At 68.0% G+C, this 15,375-nt stretch carries 16 protein-coding genes; 6 read left to right on the top strand and 10 right to left on the bottom strand.

The window, feature by feature from the left end:
* Window positions 1-134: 134 nt before the first annotated feature.
* The 6 genes from B9C99_RS07785 to B9C99_RS07765 form a co-directional block, all read right to left on the bottom strand.
* A complete protein-coding gene (locus tag B9C99_RS07785; RefSeq protein WP_006551801.1) occupies window positions 135-440 on the bottom strand; it encodes a DUF1416 domain-containing protein in 306 nt (101 codons plus the stop codon).
* Window positions 441-442: 2 nt separating this feature from the next.
* Window positions 443-1,279 carry a sulfurtransferase gene (locus B9C99_RS07780; RefSeq protein ID WP_016695582.1) on the bottom strand — a complete coding sequence of 279 codons (837 nt, stop codon included), beginning with the start codon at window positions 1,277-1,279 and terminating at the stop codon, window positions 443-445.
* Window positions 1,280-1,383: 104 nt separating this feature from the next.
* Window positions 1,384-1,848, bottom strand: a complete 465-nt coding sequence (locus B9C99_RS07775) for a DUF4395 domain-containing protein (protein ID WP_088897475.1) — start codon at window positions 1,846-1,848, stop codon at window positions 1,384-1,386.
* A gap of 119 nt (window positions 1,849-1,967) precedes the next feature.
* Complete coding sequence (locus B9C99_RS26340; RefSeq protein ID WP_363887211.1) at window positions 1,968-2,051, bottom strand: putative leader peptide; 84 nt, start codon at window positions 2,049-2,051, stop codon at window positions 1,968-1,970.
* Between the two features lie 45 nt (window positions 2,052-2,096).
* A complete protein-coding gene (locus B9C99_RS07770; RefSeq protein WP_088897474.1) occupies window positions 2,097-2,522 on the bottom strand; it encodes a co-chaperone YbbN in 426 nt (141 codons plus the stop codon).
* Window positions 2,519-3,301 carry an LmeA family phospholipid-binding protein gene (locus B9C99_RS07765; RefSeq protein WP_081314531.1) on the bottom strand — a complete coding sequence of 261 codons (783 nt, stop codon included), beginning with the start codon at window positions 3,299-3,301 and terminating at the stop codon, window positions 2,519-2,521. Before B9C99_RS07765 ends, B9C99_RS07770 begins: the two co-directional genes overlap by 4 nt.
* A 165-nt stretch (window positions 3,302-3,466) precedes the next feature.
* Between B9C99_RS07765 and B9C99_RS07760 the strand changes: the two genes are divergently transcribed.
* From B9C99_RS07760 to pstB, 6 genes are all read left to right on the top strand, one after another.
* The gene (locus B9C99_RS07760) at window positions 3,467-4,276 is read left to right on the top strand and encodes a response regulator transcription factor (RefSeq protein ID WP_088897473.1); all 810 of its coding nucleotides are present in this window, start codon (window positions 3,467-3,469) and stop codon (window positions 4,274-4,276) included.
* Window positions 4,273-5,184, top strand: a complete 912-nt coding sequence (gene mshD / locus B9C99_RS07755) for a mycothiol synthase (protein ID WP_088897472.1) — start codon at window positions 4,273-4,275, stop codon at window positions 5,182-5,184. Before B9C99_RS07760 ends, mshD begins: the two co-directional genes overlap by 4 nt.
* Window positions 5,185-5,463: 279 nt before the next feature.
* On the top strand, window positions 5,464-6,588 hold the full coding sequence (pstS, locus tag B9C99_RS07750) for a phosphate ABC transporter substrate-binding protein PstS (RefSeq protein ID WP_088897471.1): 1,125 nt from the start codon (window positions 5,464-5,466) through the stop codon (window positions 6,586-6,588).
* Between the two features lie 87 nt (window positions 6,589-6,675).
* The gene (pstC, locus tag B9C99_RS07745; protein ID WP_016695575.1) at window positions 6,676-7,731 is read left to right on the top strand and encodes a phosphate ABC transporter permease subunit PstC; all 1,056 of its coding nucleotides are present in this window, start codon (window positions 6,676-6,678) and stop codon (window positions 7,729-7,731) included.
* 3 nt (window positions 7,732-7,734) lie between these two features.
* The gene (gene pstA, locus B9C99_RS07740; RefSeq protein ID WP_016695574.1) at window positions 7,735-8,658 is read left to right on the top strand and encodes a phosphate ABC transporter permease PstA; all 924 of its coding nucleotides are present in this window, start codon (window positions 7,735-7,737) and stop codon (window positions 8,656-8,658) included.
* A gap of 45 nt (window positions 8,659-8,703) precedes the next feature.
* The gene (gene pstB, locus B9C99_RS07735; RefSeq protein WP_016695573.1) at window positions 8,704-9,480 is read left to right on the top strand and encodes a phosphate ABC transporter ATP-binding protein PstB; all 777 of its coding nucleotides are present in this window, start codon (window positions 8,704-8,706) and stop codon (window positions 9,478-9,480) included.
* 122 nt (window positions 9,481-9,602) lie between these two features.
* Here the strand turns inward: pstB and phoU are convergent, their stop codons facing one another.
* The 4 genes from phoU to B9C99_RS07715 all read right to left on the bottom strand — a co-directional run bounded on the left by phoU (window position 9,603) and on the right by B9C99_RS07715 (window position 15,339).
* Window positions 9,603-10,310 carry a phosphate signaling complex protein PhoU gene (phoU, locus tag B9C99_RS07730; protein WP_016695572.1) on the bottom strand — a complete coding sequence of 236 codons (708 nt, stop codon included), beginning with the start codon at window positions 10,308-10,310 and terminating at the stop codon, window positions 9,603-9,605.
* Between the two features lie 85 nt (window positions 10,311-10,395).
* Window positions 10,396-12,297: an LCP family protein gene (locus B9C99_RS07725; protein WP_253250012.1), complete on the bottom strand. Its 1,902-nt coding sequence runs from the start codon at window positions 12,295-12,297 to the stop codon at window positions 10,396-10,398.
* A gap of 780 nt (window positions 12,298-13,077) precedes the next feature.
* Window positions 13,078-14,220, bottom strand: coding sequence for a tRNA dihydrouridine synthase DusB (gene dusB / locus B9C99_RS07720; protein WP_088897469.1), 1,143 nt, complete (start codon window positions 14,218-14,220; stop codon window positions 13,078-13,080).
* Between the two features lie 165 nt (window positions 14,221-14,385).
* Window positions 14,386-15,339 carry an acyl-ACP desaturase gene (locus B9C99_RS07715; protein ID WP_088897468.1) on the bottom strand — a complete coding sequence of 318 codons (954 nt, stop codon included), beginning with the start codon at window positions 15,337-15,339 and terminating at the stop codon, window positions 14,386-14,388.
* Between the last annotated feature and the right edge of the window lie 36 nt (window positions 15,340-15,375).

Raw genomic sequence — 15,375 nt, 5'->3', positions numbered from 1 at the left:
GAGGAGCGCCGCGGCGACCAGCAGAATTTCGAAGAAGATGACCACGCGGTCATTCTAGACAACCGCTTTTCCGGTACGACGAAGGGCTCCGCTCCTGGTGGAGCAGAGCCCTTCGACGAGGTGTTCCGGCCGGATTACTTCGCGACCGTCACGTCCACGTTGTGCACGCCGGGAGCGGTGGGGCTCACGGTGGAGGTGCCGTTGCCGGAGCTCGACAGGGCGCGGATCTTCCAGTCGCCGGGGGCGGCGAAGAAACGGAAGTCGCCGGTCGCCGAGGCGACGACCTCGGCGGTGAACTCGTCGGTGCCGTCGAGCAGGCGCACGAACGCGCCGCCCACGGGCTCACCGTCGGCGTTCAGGACGCGGCCGGTGATGACCGTCTCCTTCTCGGTGTCCACGCCGGCGGGCAGGGTCTGGGTCTGGACAGGGGCGCCGCACATGATCAGTTGACCTCCAGTTCGATGGGTGCACCGACGAGCGAGCCGTACTCGACCCAGCTGCCGTCGTAGTTCTTGACGTTCTTCTTGCCGAGGATCTCCTGGAGCACGAACCAGGTGTGGCTCGAGCGCTCACCGATACGGCAGTAGGCGATGGTCTCCTTGCTGTCGTCGAAGCCCTTCTCGGCGTACAGCTTCTCGAGGTCCTCGTCCGACTTGAAGGTGCCGTCCTCGTTGGCGGTGGTGCTCCACGGGATGTTGATGGCGCCGGGGACGTGGCCGCGCTGCTGCGCCTGCTCCTGCGGCAGGTGCGCCGGAGCGAGGATCTTGCCGGAGAACTCGTCGGGCGAACGCACGTCGACGATGTTCTTGGTGCCGATCGAGTCGATGACCTCGTCGCGGAAGGCGCGGATGGAGTAGTCCGGCTCGGCGGCCTTGTACTCGGTGGCCGGGCGGGTGACCTCGTCCTTCGACAGCGGACGGCCGTCGAGCTCCCACTTCTTGCGGCCGCCGTCGATGAGCTTGACGTCCTGGTGGCCGTAGAGCTTGAAGTACCAGTAGGCGTAGGCGGCGAACCAGTTGTTGTTGCCGCCGTAGAGCACGACCGTGTCGTCGTTGGCGATGCCCTTGCGCGAGAGGAGCTCGGAGAACTGCTCACGGTTCAGGAAGTCGCGGCGGACGGCGTCCTGCAGGTCCTTGCGCCAGTCGAGCTTGACGGCACCTTCGATGTGGCCACCGTCGTAGGCGGAGGTGTCCTCGTCGACCTCGACGAAGACGGTCTTCGGCGCAGTGAGGTTCTGCTCTGCCCAGTCGGCGGAGACCAGGACGTCGGAGCGAGCCATGGGTGTTCCTTTCGGTGAGGGAATCCGGGAGGTTTCCGTGACCGGAACCCGTGCGAGGGTCCGTGCCAGTGGAGGTGTGGGATGTCGAGTTCGGTGACCGCCGGTCAGGCGGGCACGCGACGCATTCGGGCGACCAGCGGGAAGGTCCGGCAGCCGAGGCACACGCCGAAGGCGGCGTTGAGCAGCGCCGCGAACAATGCGAAGCCTGCGGCCACCGAGCCCACGACGATCGCGCCGGCGAAGAACGCGACCGTTCCGACGAGGGCGAAGACGAATCCGACGAGCTGCGCGAACCGCAGCGGCTCCACCGGCTCGGTCTCGATCGGAGCACCGAGGCGGGGAGCGACGAGCCTCGCGAACAGCGCACCGTACGGGCTGCGTCGCGGGCCGAGTGCCGCTCCGAGAGCGAACACGATCGTCTGCAGGGCCAGGATCACGGCCGCTGCGACGGGGGAGAAGGTGGCGACGACCAGGGCGAGGACGAGGACGCCGGTGGTGATCCACGCCGCGAAACGCGGGCCACGGACGTCGACCTGCCGGCCTGGCGTGTGGGGAGTGGATACGGACATGGGGAATCTCCTGCTGGATTCTGATTCGCTGGGCGGAGGGTGTTCATACGACCGCGGGGCGACGCATCGGGTGGAGCGGCATCGATGCCGCAAGGATCGGGACGAGCCCGTCGATGCGTTCAGCAGGGACAACAACAGCCACCGAGGCGGCACAGATCGACTGCGCGGCGTCGGGTGAGCATCAGCTCGTGGCGGTTCTGCACGCGAGGGAGTTTAACGCACGTCACCTCGGGGGTGGACCCCCGGGATCACAACGACGACAGGGCTGTGCGCAGGTCGTCGGCGGACGGAACGCCGGACGCGCGGAACCGTTCGCGTCCCTCGCCGTCGAAGACGAAGGTGGTGGGCAGCGAGAGCACGCCGAGTGTGCGTGCCAGGACGGGATTTTCGTCGAGATCCAGCTCGACCTCGCGTGCCGAATCCGGATCGCGGTCGAGAACCTGCACGATGACGCGGCGCACGGCAGCACACGGTCCGCACCAGGGTGCCGAGAAATGCAGGACCACCGGTACGCCGTCCCCGACACCCGCCGTGGCCAGCGCGGGATCGAGTTCGTGGCTGGCCGTCGAGGCATCGACGCCGGTGGCGCGGAGCGTGCCGGAACGGGTGCGCAGGGCCGTGCCCACCGCCAGTGTGGCGACTATCACGACCATGAGGACGATCACTGCGATCATGCGGGGGTCTGCACTTCCTGCAGATCGATGACGACGTCGCGGGCCTCGCCCTCGATGACGATCCGCGAACCTCGCGCCTCGACGAAGGTGGGCCGCACGCCGAAGGGAAGATTCTGCGGCTCGATCGTCGTCGTGAACAGTCCGAGCACCGCCGGCTTCAGGACGTCGGGAACCGAGAAGTCGGCGCGTCCCTCGGGGCCGAAGTAGAGATCCGACGCGACGACGTGGACGCGGTCGCCGTCGAGCACCAGATCGGCCTGGACGCTGACCGTCGCCTCCACCGGTCCGACGGGCACCGTGCCGGTGAGGACGACCCCACCGGCGGTCGTCGGCCCGGAGCCACCGGATCCGCCCGTGCCGTCGGACTTGCTCGCCGGGGGAGCGGAAACCTGCAGGTCGGGGATACCGTAGAGCTGTCCGAGCTCGGTGGCGTCGAGCATGACGCGGCCGTACAGCAGGTCGACGGGCACCGACCGGATCGACCCGTCGAGCAGCTCACCGGCCTCGGCGTGCGCACCGATCAGATTGGCCTCGACCGTGATGTCCCCGAGCAGATCGGTGTGGACGTTGTCGGCCACGATCTCGACGTTCTCGTAGTGGCCGTCGCGGGCCTGGAGGAGGAACGGGAAGCCGTGGATGGTCACCGCCGGATCGGACTCGAGAACGCCACCCTCCCGCAACGCACGCGAGACGCGGTATTCCGACCACGCCGCCGCGCCGAAGTCGGCGAGGACCGCGAGTCCGAGCAGGACTACGAGACCGAAGATCAGTTTGCGCACGCCCACCATTGTGTCGGACGCGTCGTCCGCCGGACCGCGCCCGTCCGCTCCGAGGCCGCCCACGGAATTCTCGTGCTTACATAGCGGTAACAATCGGGGCGTTACTCTGTTGCACGACGTTTACGACCCCTATCCGCGCTGGTCGCGCGAAGAACTGGAGGCCCGGTGGAGCTGCTCCTTCTGACCTCCGACCCGAATCCGGATGCGGTCCTGCCGTCCCTGGCGCTGCTCCCGCATTCGGTCAGGCCGGCTCCTACAGAAGTTTCGTCGCTGCTCGAGGCGGGTTCGGCAGATATCGCCATCGTCGACGCCCGCTCCGATCTCGCGGCCGCGCGAGGATTGTGTCGACTGCTCGGCAGCACCGGGTCGGCAGTGCCCGTCGTCGCCGTGCTCACCGAGGGCGGGCTCGTGGCCGTCAACCCCGAATGGGGACTCGACGACATCCTGCTGTCCACCACCGGGCCGGCCGAACTCGACGCGCGCCTGCGACTGCTCATGGGCCGTTCGGGTATCGCGGTGGGGCCGGAGAACACCGGCAAGATCACCCTCGGTGAACTCACGATCGACGAGGGCACCTACACCGCTCGCCTGCGCGGACGTCCCCTCGATCTCACCTACAAGGAATTCGAACTCCTCAAGTACCTCGCCCAGCACGCGGGCCGGGTCTTCACCCGAGCCCAGTTGCTGCAGGAGGTCTGGGGTTACGACTTCTTCGGTGGTACCCGCACCGTCGACGTCCACGTCCGACGCCTGCGCGCGAAGCTCGGCCCCGAGCACGAAGCGCTCATCGGAACGGTCCGCAACGTCGGTTACAAGGCGGTGCGCCCGTCCAACCGCGTCGGCAAGGGCGGCAACGCCACTCCCGATGTCGACGACGACGATGTGGACGACACGCTTCTCGACGACCCCCGCGCGGGGGATTCCGGCGCGGGTGACTCGGGCGCAGGGGAGTCCGGGGCACAATTCGTTCCGTGAGCACCGATACGGAATTCGTCGACCACCCGTCCACCGACCACGCCGAGGCCGTACGCGCCGTGTTGTCGCGCGCGACGCAGACCGACGGCACCGCGCCGATCTCCGAACAGGCGGTGCACTCCCTCGGCCGCGACGGTGCGGCCCGGCATCTCGTCGCGCTCGGAGACGACGGTGAGGTCGCCGGTTACGCGAACGTCGTGCCTGCTCAGGACGGGCACCCGGCCATGGCCGAAGTCGTCGTCGACCCGCCGCGGCGCGGGCACGGACTCGGCCGCGAACTCGTCGAACGTGCACTCACCGAGGGCGGCGACGACACCCGCGTGTGGGCGCACGGCGACCTGCCCGCCGCGCAGGCGGTGGCGCGCCGTCTCGGCCTGACCGGTGTCCGCGAACTCCTCCAGTTGCGTCGTTCCCTCGAACAGGACGATCTTCCCGCCCTCGAGGTCCCCGACTCGGTGCTCCTGCGCACCTACGGTGGCCCGCAGGACGACGCCGAACTGCTCCGCGTCAACGCCGCGGCCTTCGAATGGCATCCCGAGCAGGGGCGTTGGACGGCCGCCGACGTGGAGGAACGCCGACGCGAGTCCTGGTTCGATCCCGAGGGCCTGTTCCTCGCGTTCGATCCCGCCGAGCCCGAGAAGTTGCTCGGTTTCCACTGGACCAAGGTGCACCCGGCCACGGCGTCCGACCCGCAGCTCGGTGAGGTCTACGTCGTGGGTATCGACCCGTCCGCGCAGGGTCGTGGGCTCGGTCGCCTGCTCACCCTTGCGGGCCTGCACTACCTCCGCGACCGGGGTCTGCCCGGTGTCCTGCTCTACGTCGAGGGCGACAACACCGCGGCACTGAACACCTACGGCAAGCTCGGCTTCGACCGTTTCCACGTGGACGTCGCCTACGCCCGGGCCTGAACACCTCCGGTCGCGCCGTGGACGAACCGCGTAAGAGGCGCACACTGCCATCCGACACGCCGATCGCGGACGGGATTCGAGTGATGGTCGCAACACCATCGCCAGGTGTATCCGGCGTGTTCATCCGCCGTTAACCTTCGGTCGTCCGAGTGTCCATCGTCTCCTCCTAACTTCACTAGCGGGTCGAGTACTGCAGACCCGGCGCCGGCGTCGCCCGCGCCACGAGGCCGCCGCCGCCCGGTGCGGCGGTCGTGTGAAGTACTTCTCGGAGGAGAACAGGTGAACTTCAAGCGCAACGGCGCTCTGCTCGGTGTTGTGGCCGCCGCAGCTCTCACACTCTCGGCGTGCGGTACCGACGACAATTCCGGTTCGGTCGACGTCGACGCGTCCGACTCCGCCGCGACCTGCGAGGGCAAGTCCACCCTGTCGGGTGCGGGCTCGTCGGCCCAGAAGAACGCGATGGACCAGTTCGTCTCCACCTACATCGCCGTGTGCTCCCAGAAGGACGCGGCCGTCAACGTCGCGTACAACCCCACCGGCTCCGGCGACGGCCGCACGCAGTTCATCGCGAACCAGATCGACTTCGCCGGCTCCGACTCGGCCATCGAGGACGAGCAGGCCGCCCAGGCCGCCGAGCGCTGCGCCGGCAACCCCGCCTGGAACCTGCCGCTGGTCTTCGGTCCGGTGGCCCTGGCCTACAACGTCGAGGGTGTCGGCGATCTCGTGCTGGACGCCGAGACGACCGCGAAGATCTTCAACGGCTCGATCACCAAGTGGAACGACCCGGCCATCGCCGCGCTCAACGAGGGCGCCCCGCTGCCCGACGCGGCCATCACCCCGATCGTGCGTTCGGACTCGTCGGGCACCACCGACAACTTCCAGCAGTACCTCGAGACCGCGTCGAACGGCGCCTGGACCTCGGGTGCCGGTTCGGACTTCACCGGCGGCGTCGGTGAGGGCGCGAAGGGATCCGCGGGTGTCGCGCAGGCCGTCGCCGGCTCGCCGAACTCCATCACCTACGTCGAGAAGTCCTTCGCCGACCAGAACGGTCTGAGCATCGCGAAGATCGACAACGGCTCCGGACCGGTCGAGCTGACCGAGGAGACCGCCGGCAAGGCCATCGAGGGTGCCGAGTTCGTCCCGGCCTCCGAGGGCGACCTCACGCTCGACCTGTCGTCGATCTTCGGCAGCTCCGAAGAGGGTGCCTACCCGTTGGTGCTGGCCACCTACGAGATCGTGTGCTCGGCCGGCTACGACACCGACACCGCAACGGCCGTCAAGTCGTTCCTGATCTCCGCTGCGAACGAGGGTCAGGAAGGCCTGTCCGAGCAGGGCTACGTCCCGCTGCCCGACGCCTTCAAGACCCGCCTCACCGAGTCGATCGACGCCATCGCCGCCGGATGACCGCCGATCCCTCGCTCCGGTGAGTGACCGAGGGATCATCGACCCGCCCGTTCCTGACGAATACGCTGAGAAGGATTGCGAGCGCACATGAGTGACGCGCACAACACGTCGGTCTCCATCGCGGCCGACGAACCGACCCGCTCAGGAACGGGCGGTGCAACCGGCATCACGGAGGACACGATCAGCACCCCACCCCCATCCCCGGACCGGGCACGCAAGGCAGTCGTGCGGCCGGGAGACAGAATCTTCGGCTCCCTGGCATCCGGCTCCGCGGTCCTGATCTCCGTGATCATCGGCGCGATCGCAGTCTTCCTCGTCTGGCGCGCCGTCCCGGCACTGCAACGCAACCAGGTCAACTTCCTCACCAGCCGTGACTGGATCACGCAGGACATCACCGACATGGCGTTCGGTGTCCTCGACCTGTTCCAGGTGACGGTGCTCGTCTCCTTCTTCGCGCTGTTCCTCGCCATGCCCGTCGCGCTGGGCATCGCGATCTTCCTCACCTCCTACTCGCCCGACCGGCTCCGGAAACCGCTCGCGTACGTCATCGACCTGCTCGCCGCGGTCCCGTCGATCGTCTACGGACTGTGGGGCATGCTCGTCCTCGCCCCGTTCCTGCGCCCCGTCGCGGAATGGCTCAACACCAACCTCGCCTGGTTTCCGCTCTTCGCCACCGGCAGCGGCTCCATCGTGGGCGGCGGAACGATCTTCACCGCCGGCATCGTCCTCGCCGTGATGATCCTGCCGACCATCGCCGCGGTCAGCCGCGAGGTGTTCGTGCAGACCCCGACGGCCCACATCGAGGGCGCGCTCGCGCTCGGCGCGACCCGCTGGGAGGTCGTGCGGACCACCGTCATCCCGTTCGGCAAGTCCGGCTACATCAGCGGTTCGATGCTCGGTCTCGGCCGCGCGCTCGGCGAGACGATGGCGCTGTACCTCATCCTGCGCACCACCTCGCAGGCGTTCTCCTGGTCGCTGTTCGACGGCGGCGCGACCATCGCGTCCAAGATCGCGCTGGGATACGCCGAGTTCAACAACGACATCCAGGCGGGCGCCTACATCGCCGCCGGTCTCGTGCTCTTCGTGCTCACCTTCGTGGTCAACGCCGCCGCGCGCATGATCGTCGCAGGAAAGAAGGACTGACCCATGTCGACCACCACCACGTCGACCACCGCACTCTCCTCGCCGGTCAAGCCCCCGGCCTTCCAGCGGGTCAGCGGACGTCGCCGCGTCAAGGACACCGCAGCCACGGTGCTCGTCACGCTGTCGGTCGTCGTCGCGCTGATCCCGCTGGCCTGGGTGCTGTTCACCGTCGTCGCCAAGGGCCTGCCCGCCCTGATCTCGCCGACCTGGTTCACGCACTCGCTGAGCGGACTGACGTCCTCGTCGATGGGCGGTGGCATCTACCACGCCCTCGTCGGCACCCTCCTGCAGGGACTCGTCTGTGCGATCATCTCCATCCCGCTCGGCGTCTTCGTCGCGATCTACCTCGTCGAATACGCCGGCAGGTCGCGGCTCGGCCGGATCACCACGTTCATGGTCGACATCCTCAGCGGTGTCCCGTCGATCGTCGCGGCGCTGTTCATCTACGCACTGTGGGTGTCGACCTTCGGGATGCCCAAGTCGGGCTTCGCGGTGGCGCTCGCACTCGTGCTGCTCATGGTGCCGGTGGTCGTGCGCAGCACCGAGGAGATGCTGCGCATCGTCCCGCAGGACCTGCGCGAAGCGTCCTACGCGCTCGGTGTGCCCAAGTGGAAGACCATCGCGCGCATCGTGCTGCCCACCTCGCTCGCCGGCATCATCACCGGCATCATGCTCGCCCTGGCCCGCGTCATGGGCGAGACGGCGCCGCTGCTGATCCTCGTCGGCTACGCGCCCTTCATCAATTTCGACCTGTTCGGCGGTGAGCAGGGCACCCTCCCGGGTGTCATGGTCGCCGAGATGAACAACCCGACCGACGCCGGTTCGCAGCGCATCTGGGGCGCCGCGCTCACCCTGATCCTGGTCATCGCGGTCCTCAACATCGCGGCCAAGCTGATCAGCCGGTACTCGCAGGTCGGCAAGAAGTAACCCACAGACCTCTTCTCACATCGATACACCAGTAGGGAGCCGGTAATGGCCAAGCGTCTGGATCTCAAGGACGTCAACATCTACTACGGCAAGTTCCACGCCGTGGCCGACGTGACGCTGTCCGTGCCGCCGCGGAACGTCACCGCCTTCATCGGCCCGTCCGGTTGCGGCAAGTCCACCGTGCTCCGGTCGATCAACCGCATGCACGAGGTGACGCCCGGTGCCCGCGTGGAAGGATCCATCCTCCTCGACGGCGAGGACATCTACGATCCGAACGTCGACCCGGTCGGTGTGCGCAAGACGATCGGCATGGTCTTCCAGCGTCCCAACCCGTTCCCCACGATGTCGATCCGCGACAACGTCGTCGCCGGCCTCAAGCTGCAGGGCGTGCGCGACCGCAAGAGCCTCGACGAGATCGCCGAGAAGTCGCTGCGCGGTGCCAACCTGTGGAACGAGGTCAAGGACCGCCTCGACAAGCCGGGCGGTGGCCTGTCCGGTGGTCAGCAGCAGCGTCTGTGCATCGCCCGCGCCATCGCAGTCCAGCCCGACGTGCTGCTCATGGACGAGCCGTGCTCGGCTCTCGACCCCATTTCGACGCTGGCCATCGAGGACCTGATCGGTGAGCTGAAGAAGGACTTCACCATCGTCATCGTCACGCACAACATGCAGCAGGCCGCGCGTGTGAGCGACCAGACGGCGTTCTTCAACCTCGAGGCGACCGGTCGTCCGGGTGGTCTGGTGGAGATCGACGACACCGAGAAGATCTTCTCGAACCCGAGCCGGAAGGCCACCGAGGACTACATCTCCGGCCGCTTCGGCTGAGCCTCTTCGCATACGCGAGACCCCGACCGGATCCGTCCGGTCGGGGTCTCGTCGTTCGTGCGCTGGTCCTGGGCTCCGTAGTTCCTGGGCTCGGTAGTTCCTGGGCTCGGTAGTTCCTGGGCTCAGGGGTTCTCCGGGTAGACGGTCAGACTGTCCACCTTCTCCACGAGCTGACGGATCTCCTCCTCGGTGGGGAGCTTGCCCGTCACGAGGAAGATGACGCGGCGGCCCACCTCGACGGCGTGATCGGCGAACCGCTCGTAGAAGCGGCCGAGCAGGGTGACGTCGACGGCGGCCGCGACCCCGTGGTCCCATTCGCGGTCCATGAGCACGGTGAACAGATGACGGTGCAGGTCGTCCATCGCCTCGTCCTCGTGGTGGAGGCGGGCGGCCCGGGCGGGATCACGGGTCTCGAGGATCTCGCGTGTGGCGGCGCCGAGGGCCACCGCGATCCGTCCCATCTCGGCGAAGTAACCCTTCACCTCGTCGGGGAGCACGTGCTTGGGATGACGTCGGCGCGTCGCCTTCGCGATGTGCAGTGCGAGCGCACCCATGCGGTCGATGTCGGCCACGATCTGGATGCCGCTGACGACGGCACGCAGATCGCCGGCGACCGGACCCTGCAGGGCGAGCAACTGGAACGCCTTCTCCTCGCAGATCGCGCCGAGATCGGTGATCTTCTCGTGCTCGTCGATCACCTGCTCGGCGAGAGCGAGATCGGCTTCGAGAAGAGCTCTGGTGGACCGCTCCATCGCGGTCCCGGCGAGCCCGGCCATCTCCCCGAGGAGATCACCGAGTTCGCCCATCTGTTCGTTGTAGACGACGCGCATAATGGCACAGCCTACGACCTCGATCGGTCCGAACGGCGAGCATCGGATGAACCACAGGTGAACGTCGACGGCCGAACAGTGGTGTCTACGTGCACAAATCGTCGGCGGCGTTGGTGATCGCGAGATCGGCGGGGAGCTCGACCGACGACTCCGACCGGGTCTGGATCTCCATCGGGGCGAGCGGCGTGCCCGCCGGGGTGGGAGCGACGACGGTGCCGTCGAAGCTGGTGCCCAGGACGATCTCCACGATGCTGCCCAGCTGGGCCGAGGGCGGAGCCTCCTGCAGTACTGCGCCGGGGAAGGCCGAGGCCACCGTCGCGGCGTCGGTCTCCTGGCCTTCGCTGAAGCGGATCACGGTCTGCTTGCTCGTCCCGGAGGCGTAGTTGCCCACCGAGTAGACCGGGAAGCCGTAGGCGGCGACCTCCTCGGCGGTGCGGGCCGCCAGTCCGGACAGACCCGACGCGTTCGAGACCTGCACCGACACCGTCGACGGATCGACCGCGAGCTGCGCGGGCAGCGGTTCGGCCGGGGGAGCGGCCGCGACCTCCGTCGGGTCCTCCTCCCGCTTCTCACCCGGCAGCGGGAGATCGTCGATGATCGCGGTGAAGATCGCCTTGATGTCGTCGGTGCGCGGGATCTCGTTGCCCCAGTCGTTGGTGCCGGCCGTGGGGATGGTCAGGAAGGACACCGCACCCGCCTCGACGTTCTGCATCGAACGTCCGAGCTTGACGAGCGACTCGGCGTTGACGTTCTCGACGAAGGTCGCGCGAGTGAAGGCGCCGATGAAGCCGTTGAGCTTCCCGGGGTCGAACAGCACCTTGTTCGACAACGTCGAGCGCAGCAGCGACGACAGGAACTTCTGCTGCCGGCTGATCCGGCCGTAGTCGCTGTTGCCCTCCTGGTCGATCTTGCGGGCACGGACGTAGTCGAGTGCCCGTTTGCCGTCGAGCGTGTGGGTGCCGGGAGTCTCGATCAGGGGACCGAGTTCGTTGTCGTACAACGGTATGGAGGTGCACACCTCGACACCGCCGATCTCGTCGACCATCGATTCGAAGCCGGCGAAGTCGATGCCCACGAAGTGGCCGATCTTCAGTCCGGACATCTTCTGAATCACCTTGACCAGGCACTTCGGTCCGCCGAGGGCGTAGGTGGCATTGAGCTTGTCGCCTTCGGCGGCCGGATACAGCTCGGAATCGTATTCGCCGGTCGCGCTGTCCCATCCGCGGCAGACCGGTCGCTCGACATCCAGATCCCGGGGGAACGACACCGCGACCACGCGGCTGCGGTCGGCGGGGATGTTGACGAGGATGACGGTGTCGGCACGAGCGCCCTCGGCGTCCTCGACGGTTCCGGCGCCGATCTCACCGCTCGCACCGGCGCGGGTGTCGGTGCCGATGATCAGATAGGTCTCGTCGCCGGTCTGACCGACCGGGTCGACGATGTCCTCCGACTCGGTGTCGAGCGCGGCGATCTGGGAGAAGCCGGCCTCCGTGGACCGGACGTATCCCCACACCGCGCCGTTGCCGAGGAGCGCGAGGACCGAGACGAACGCCACCGCCGCTCTCGCCGCGAACCTCAGACGCTTCCGCTTGCGCTGTTTGCTCTGTGCGAGCCGCCCGAGGGTCGCGTTGCCCACCGTGCGCGGCCGAGCGGAGCCGTGCGCCTTCTCGTCCGTCGCCTTGTCGTCGTTCTCGTCCTCGGCGTGCGATGCAACACCCGCGGGGGACACCGCGTCGATCTTGACGGTCGGCTGTTCGTCCGCGATAGGCGGTTGCTGTCGCGGAGGAGGCGTCTGCGGCGACCCGACGGGAGGCGCCGGTCGCGGCTCGATCGGGGGACGCGGCTCCGCCGGCGGTGCGGGGCGCGAGTCCGCGGGAGGCACCGGACGCGAGTCCGCAGGAGACACGGGGCGGGAATCCGCGGGGGGCACCGGACGCGCGGGCGGCGCAGACGGTACCGAAGGGGGAGAAGAGGGAGATCCGGCCATCCGGTCCGGCGCCTGGGTGCGCGGCGGGACGGGATTCTCCCGCGGCCGGGGCCGGGACGGCCCCGGAGGCACCCGGGAAGCGCCGGGCTGCACCGGCGGTACGACCGTGGTCGGCGGGCCCGAAGAGGTCGGCGGTACCGGAGGGGTGGGCGGTCCCGAAGGAGTCGGCGGAGCAGCCGGGGGCGGCGTCCTGCGCGGGAGCTCCGCGCGTCCGGTCTCCTCGGGCGCGACGTGCCGGGCGGATTCCGGGTCACGGGGACGGGCCGGGGGCAGCGACGAGGTGGACGTGTGCGGCGGATCGGCAGGAGGCGGGTCGGTGGGCGGATCCGATCGAGGGGACGGATCGGATCGGCGTCCCATCTTGTCGAGCAGTTCGGCGACGGTGAGCTGCTCCGGATCGTCCGAGTCCGCGGCACGGCGGTTGCGTGCGCTCTCGTGACGACGCGAATCGTCGTCGGTGTCGTCGGAGCGGTGCACTCCACCGGAGCGGCTGCGGCGGGACGAGCGGGATTCGCGGTAGCTGCTGTCGGCTATCGGCCTTTCCCAGGGAGCGCGAGGATCCGGGGATCCTGTCTCGTGCTCCTCGTCCACCGATACCTGCTCTTTCCGCGGTCGTACCGCCTCGTCATCCGTCGTCGTCCACGTGATCGCTCACGGGCGACCGTCGCGAGGACTCCGCAATGATACTGATCGTCTGTTGCATGTGACCGTGACGCGGCTGTGTCGCACGACATCCATCGGTCGATCCGTCTGTCGTCCGGAACCACGTGCCGGGACGGGTTACCCGCCCGAGTGCATCATGTCGGCGCCCTCGGGCACGCAGGTGTCCTCGGGATCGTCGAGCCAGCCGTCGGGCAGTGCGACGCTGCTCGGGGAGCCCTGACGGCCCCGCGGGCCTTCGGCATCGGCGGGGAAGGGCACGTCGTGGTCGAGTTTGCCCAGCAGATCGTCGAGCTCGGCGAGCGTCGACACCCGGGCGAGGCCGTTGCGGATCTCCGAACCCGCCGGGAAACCACGCAGATACCAGGCGATGTGCTTGCGCATGTCGCGCAGGCCGCGGTCTTCGCCGTGGTGGTCGGCGAGAAGTTCGGCGTGCCGGCGCATGATCTGCGTCACCTCACCGAGATTCGGCGGGGTGGGGATCGTGCGACCACCGAGCGCGGCGCTCAGTTCGGCGAACAACCACGGGCGTCCGAGGCAGCCACGACCGACGACGACGCCGTCGCAACCGGTCTGCGCCATCATCTTCTCGGCGTCGGAGGCGTCGAAGATGTCGCCGTTGCCGAGCACGGGCACGTCGGTGACGTGTTCCTTCAGCCGGGCGATCTCGTCCCAGTCGGCCGCTCCCGAATACCGCTGCGCAGCGGTCCGGGCGTGGAGGGCCACGGCGGCGGCACCCTCGGCGGCCGCGATACGACCGGCGTCGAGGTGCGTGTGGTGTTCGTCGTCGATCCCGATGCGGAACTTGACCGTGACCGGGACGTCGGTGCCCTCGGTGGCGCGGACGGCGGCCGCGACGATCTGCCCGAACAACCGGCGCTTGTAGGGGAGGGCCGACCCTCCGCCCTTGCGGGTCACCTTCGGCACCGGGCATCCGAAGTTCATGTCGATGTGGTCGGCGAGGTTCTCGTCGACGATCATCTTCGCCGCGGCGTAGGTGGTGTCGGGATCGACGGTGTACAGCTGCAGCGACCGTGGTGTCTCGGTGGGGCCGAAGGTCGTCATGTGCATGGTGACCGGGTGCCGCTCGACGAGGGCACGGGCGGTGACCATCTCGCACACGTACAGGCCCGACGTGCTGCCGGCCCGTTCGAGTTCGAGTTCGCGGCACAGCGTGCGGAATGCGACGTTCGTCACTCCCGCCATCGGCGCCAGCACGACCGGGCTGTTCAGTTCGAGCGGACCGATACGGAGGGATGACATGGGTACCTCTGGAAAACGTTGTGTGACAAAGAAATAGCGTGCCCGTCACTGGTGGGCCGCGGAAACGGCTGTGCCCGGTACCGAAACCGGCACCGGGCACAGGATAACCTCCGCCGGACTCGGCGGCGGTGTGCATCCGGACTCAGGCGTCCGCACACATGGGACTCAGGCGTCCGCGCCGACCTTCTCGCGCTTGGCGGCCTCACGGGCGAGGGAGCGATCGCGCATCTCCTCGAACCGCCCGGCCTGACGTCCCAGTTCGTCGAGGAAGTTGCCGAGCTTGTCGAGATCCTGCTGCGCCTCGCTGCCGAGATCGCGCTCGAAGATCCTCCACTTGCGCAGCACCGGCATCACGACGTCGTCGAGGTGCTGACGCAGGTCGTAGATGCCGTGCTTGGCCATGAGCACGCCGTTGCGACGGAAGTTCGGCATGCCGGCGCCGGGCATCTGGAAGTTCTCGAGCACCTCGACGATCGCGGCGAGCGTCTGGGCCGGAGCGATGTCGATCGCCGCGTCGCAGATGTTCCGGTAGAAGATCATGTGCAGGTTCTCGTCGGCGGCGATGCGCTGGAGCATCTTGTCGGCGATCGAGTCGTCGCAGGCACGGCCGGTGTTGCGGTGCGACACGCGGGTCGCGAGTTCCTGGAAGGTCACGTAGGCGACGGAGTGGAGCATGCCGGTCGAGTTGGGGGACGAGAAGCCGTTCGTCATGTGCTCCATGCGGGCGTTCTCGAGTGCGACGGGATCGACACCGCGCGTGACGACCAGGTAGTCGCGCATGACGATGCCGTGGCGGTTCTCCTCCGCCGTCCACCGGCCGACCCAGGTACCCCAGGCGCCGTCGCGAGAGAAGCTCTCGGCGATCTCCCGGTGGTAGGAGGGCAGATTGTCCTCGGTGAGCAGGTTGGTGATCATGGCCGCCTTGGCGACCTCGTCGAGCTTCGACTGCTCCGGTTCCCAGTCGACACCGCCCATCGCGGCGAAGTTCCGGCCCTCGTCCCACGGCACGTAGTCGTGGGGATGCCAGTCCTTCGCCATCGAGAGATGCCGGTTGAGGTTCGCTTCGGCCACAGGCTCCAGCTCTCGCAGCAGCTCCAGTTGAGTCAGGACTCGCGTCATGCTCTTCTACCCCTCACATCGTGTCCGTGTACTCCG

The sequence above is a fragment of the Rhodococcus sp. BUPNP1 genome, from assembly GCF_002215235.1.
GTDB lineage: Bacteria > Actinomycetota > Actinomycetes > Mycobacteriales > Mycobacteriaceae > Rhodococcus.
The sequence above is the reverse complement of the archived record's forward strand: the minus strand, read 5'-3'. Positions and strand labels throughout refer to the sequence as shown.

Coding starts and splice junctions, on each gene's coding strand:
- B9C99_RS07785 (WP_006551801.1), bottom strand. CDS start 440: ATGTGCGGCGCCCCTGTCCAGACCCAGACCCTGCCCGCCGGCGTGGAC.
- dusB (WP_088897469.1), bottom strand. CDS start 14,220: ATGTCATCCCTCCGTATCGGTCCGCTCGAACTGAACAGCCCGGTCGTG.
- pstB (WP_016695573.1), top strand. CDS start 8,704: ATGGCCAAGCGTCTGGATCTCAAGGACGTCAACATCTACTACGGCAAG.
- B9C99_RS07725 (WP_253250012.1), bottom strand. CDS start 12,297: ATGGCCGGATCTCCCTCTTCTCCCCCTTCGGTACCGTCTGCGCCGCCC.
- pstA (WP_016695574.1), top strand. CDS start 7,735: ATGTCGACCACCACCACGTCGACCACCGCACTCTCCTCGCCGGTCAAG.
- B9C99_RS07780 (WP_016695582.1), bottom strand. CDS start 1,279: ATGGCTCGCTCCGACGTCCTGGTCTCCGCCGACTGGGCAGAGCAGAAC.
- pstC (WP_016695575.1), top strand. CDS start 6,676: ATGAGTGACGCGCACAACACGTCGGTCTCCATCGCGGCCGACGAACCG.
- B9C99_RS07770 (WP_088897474.1), bottom strand. CDS start 2,522: ATGATCGCAGTGATCGTCCTCATGGTCGTGATAGTCGCCACACTGGCG.
- B9C99_RS07715 (WP_088897468.1), bottom strand. CDS start 15,339: ATGACGCGAGTCCTGACTCAACTGGAGCTGCTGCGAGAGCTGGAGCCT.
- B9C99_RS07775 (WP_088897475.1), bottom strand. CDS start 1,848: ATGTCCGTATCCACTCCCCACACGCCAGGCCGGCAGGTCGACGTCCGT.
- phoU (WP_016695572.1), bottom strand. CDS start 10,310: ATGCGCGTCGTCTACAACGAACAGATGGGCGAACTCGGTGATCTCCTC.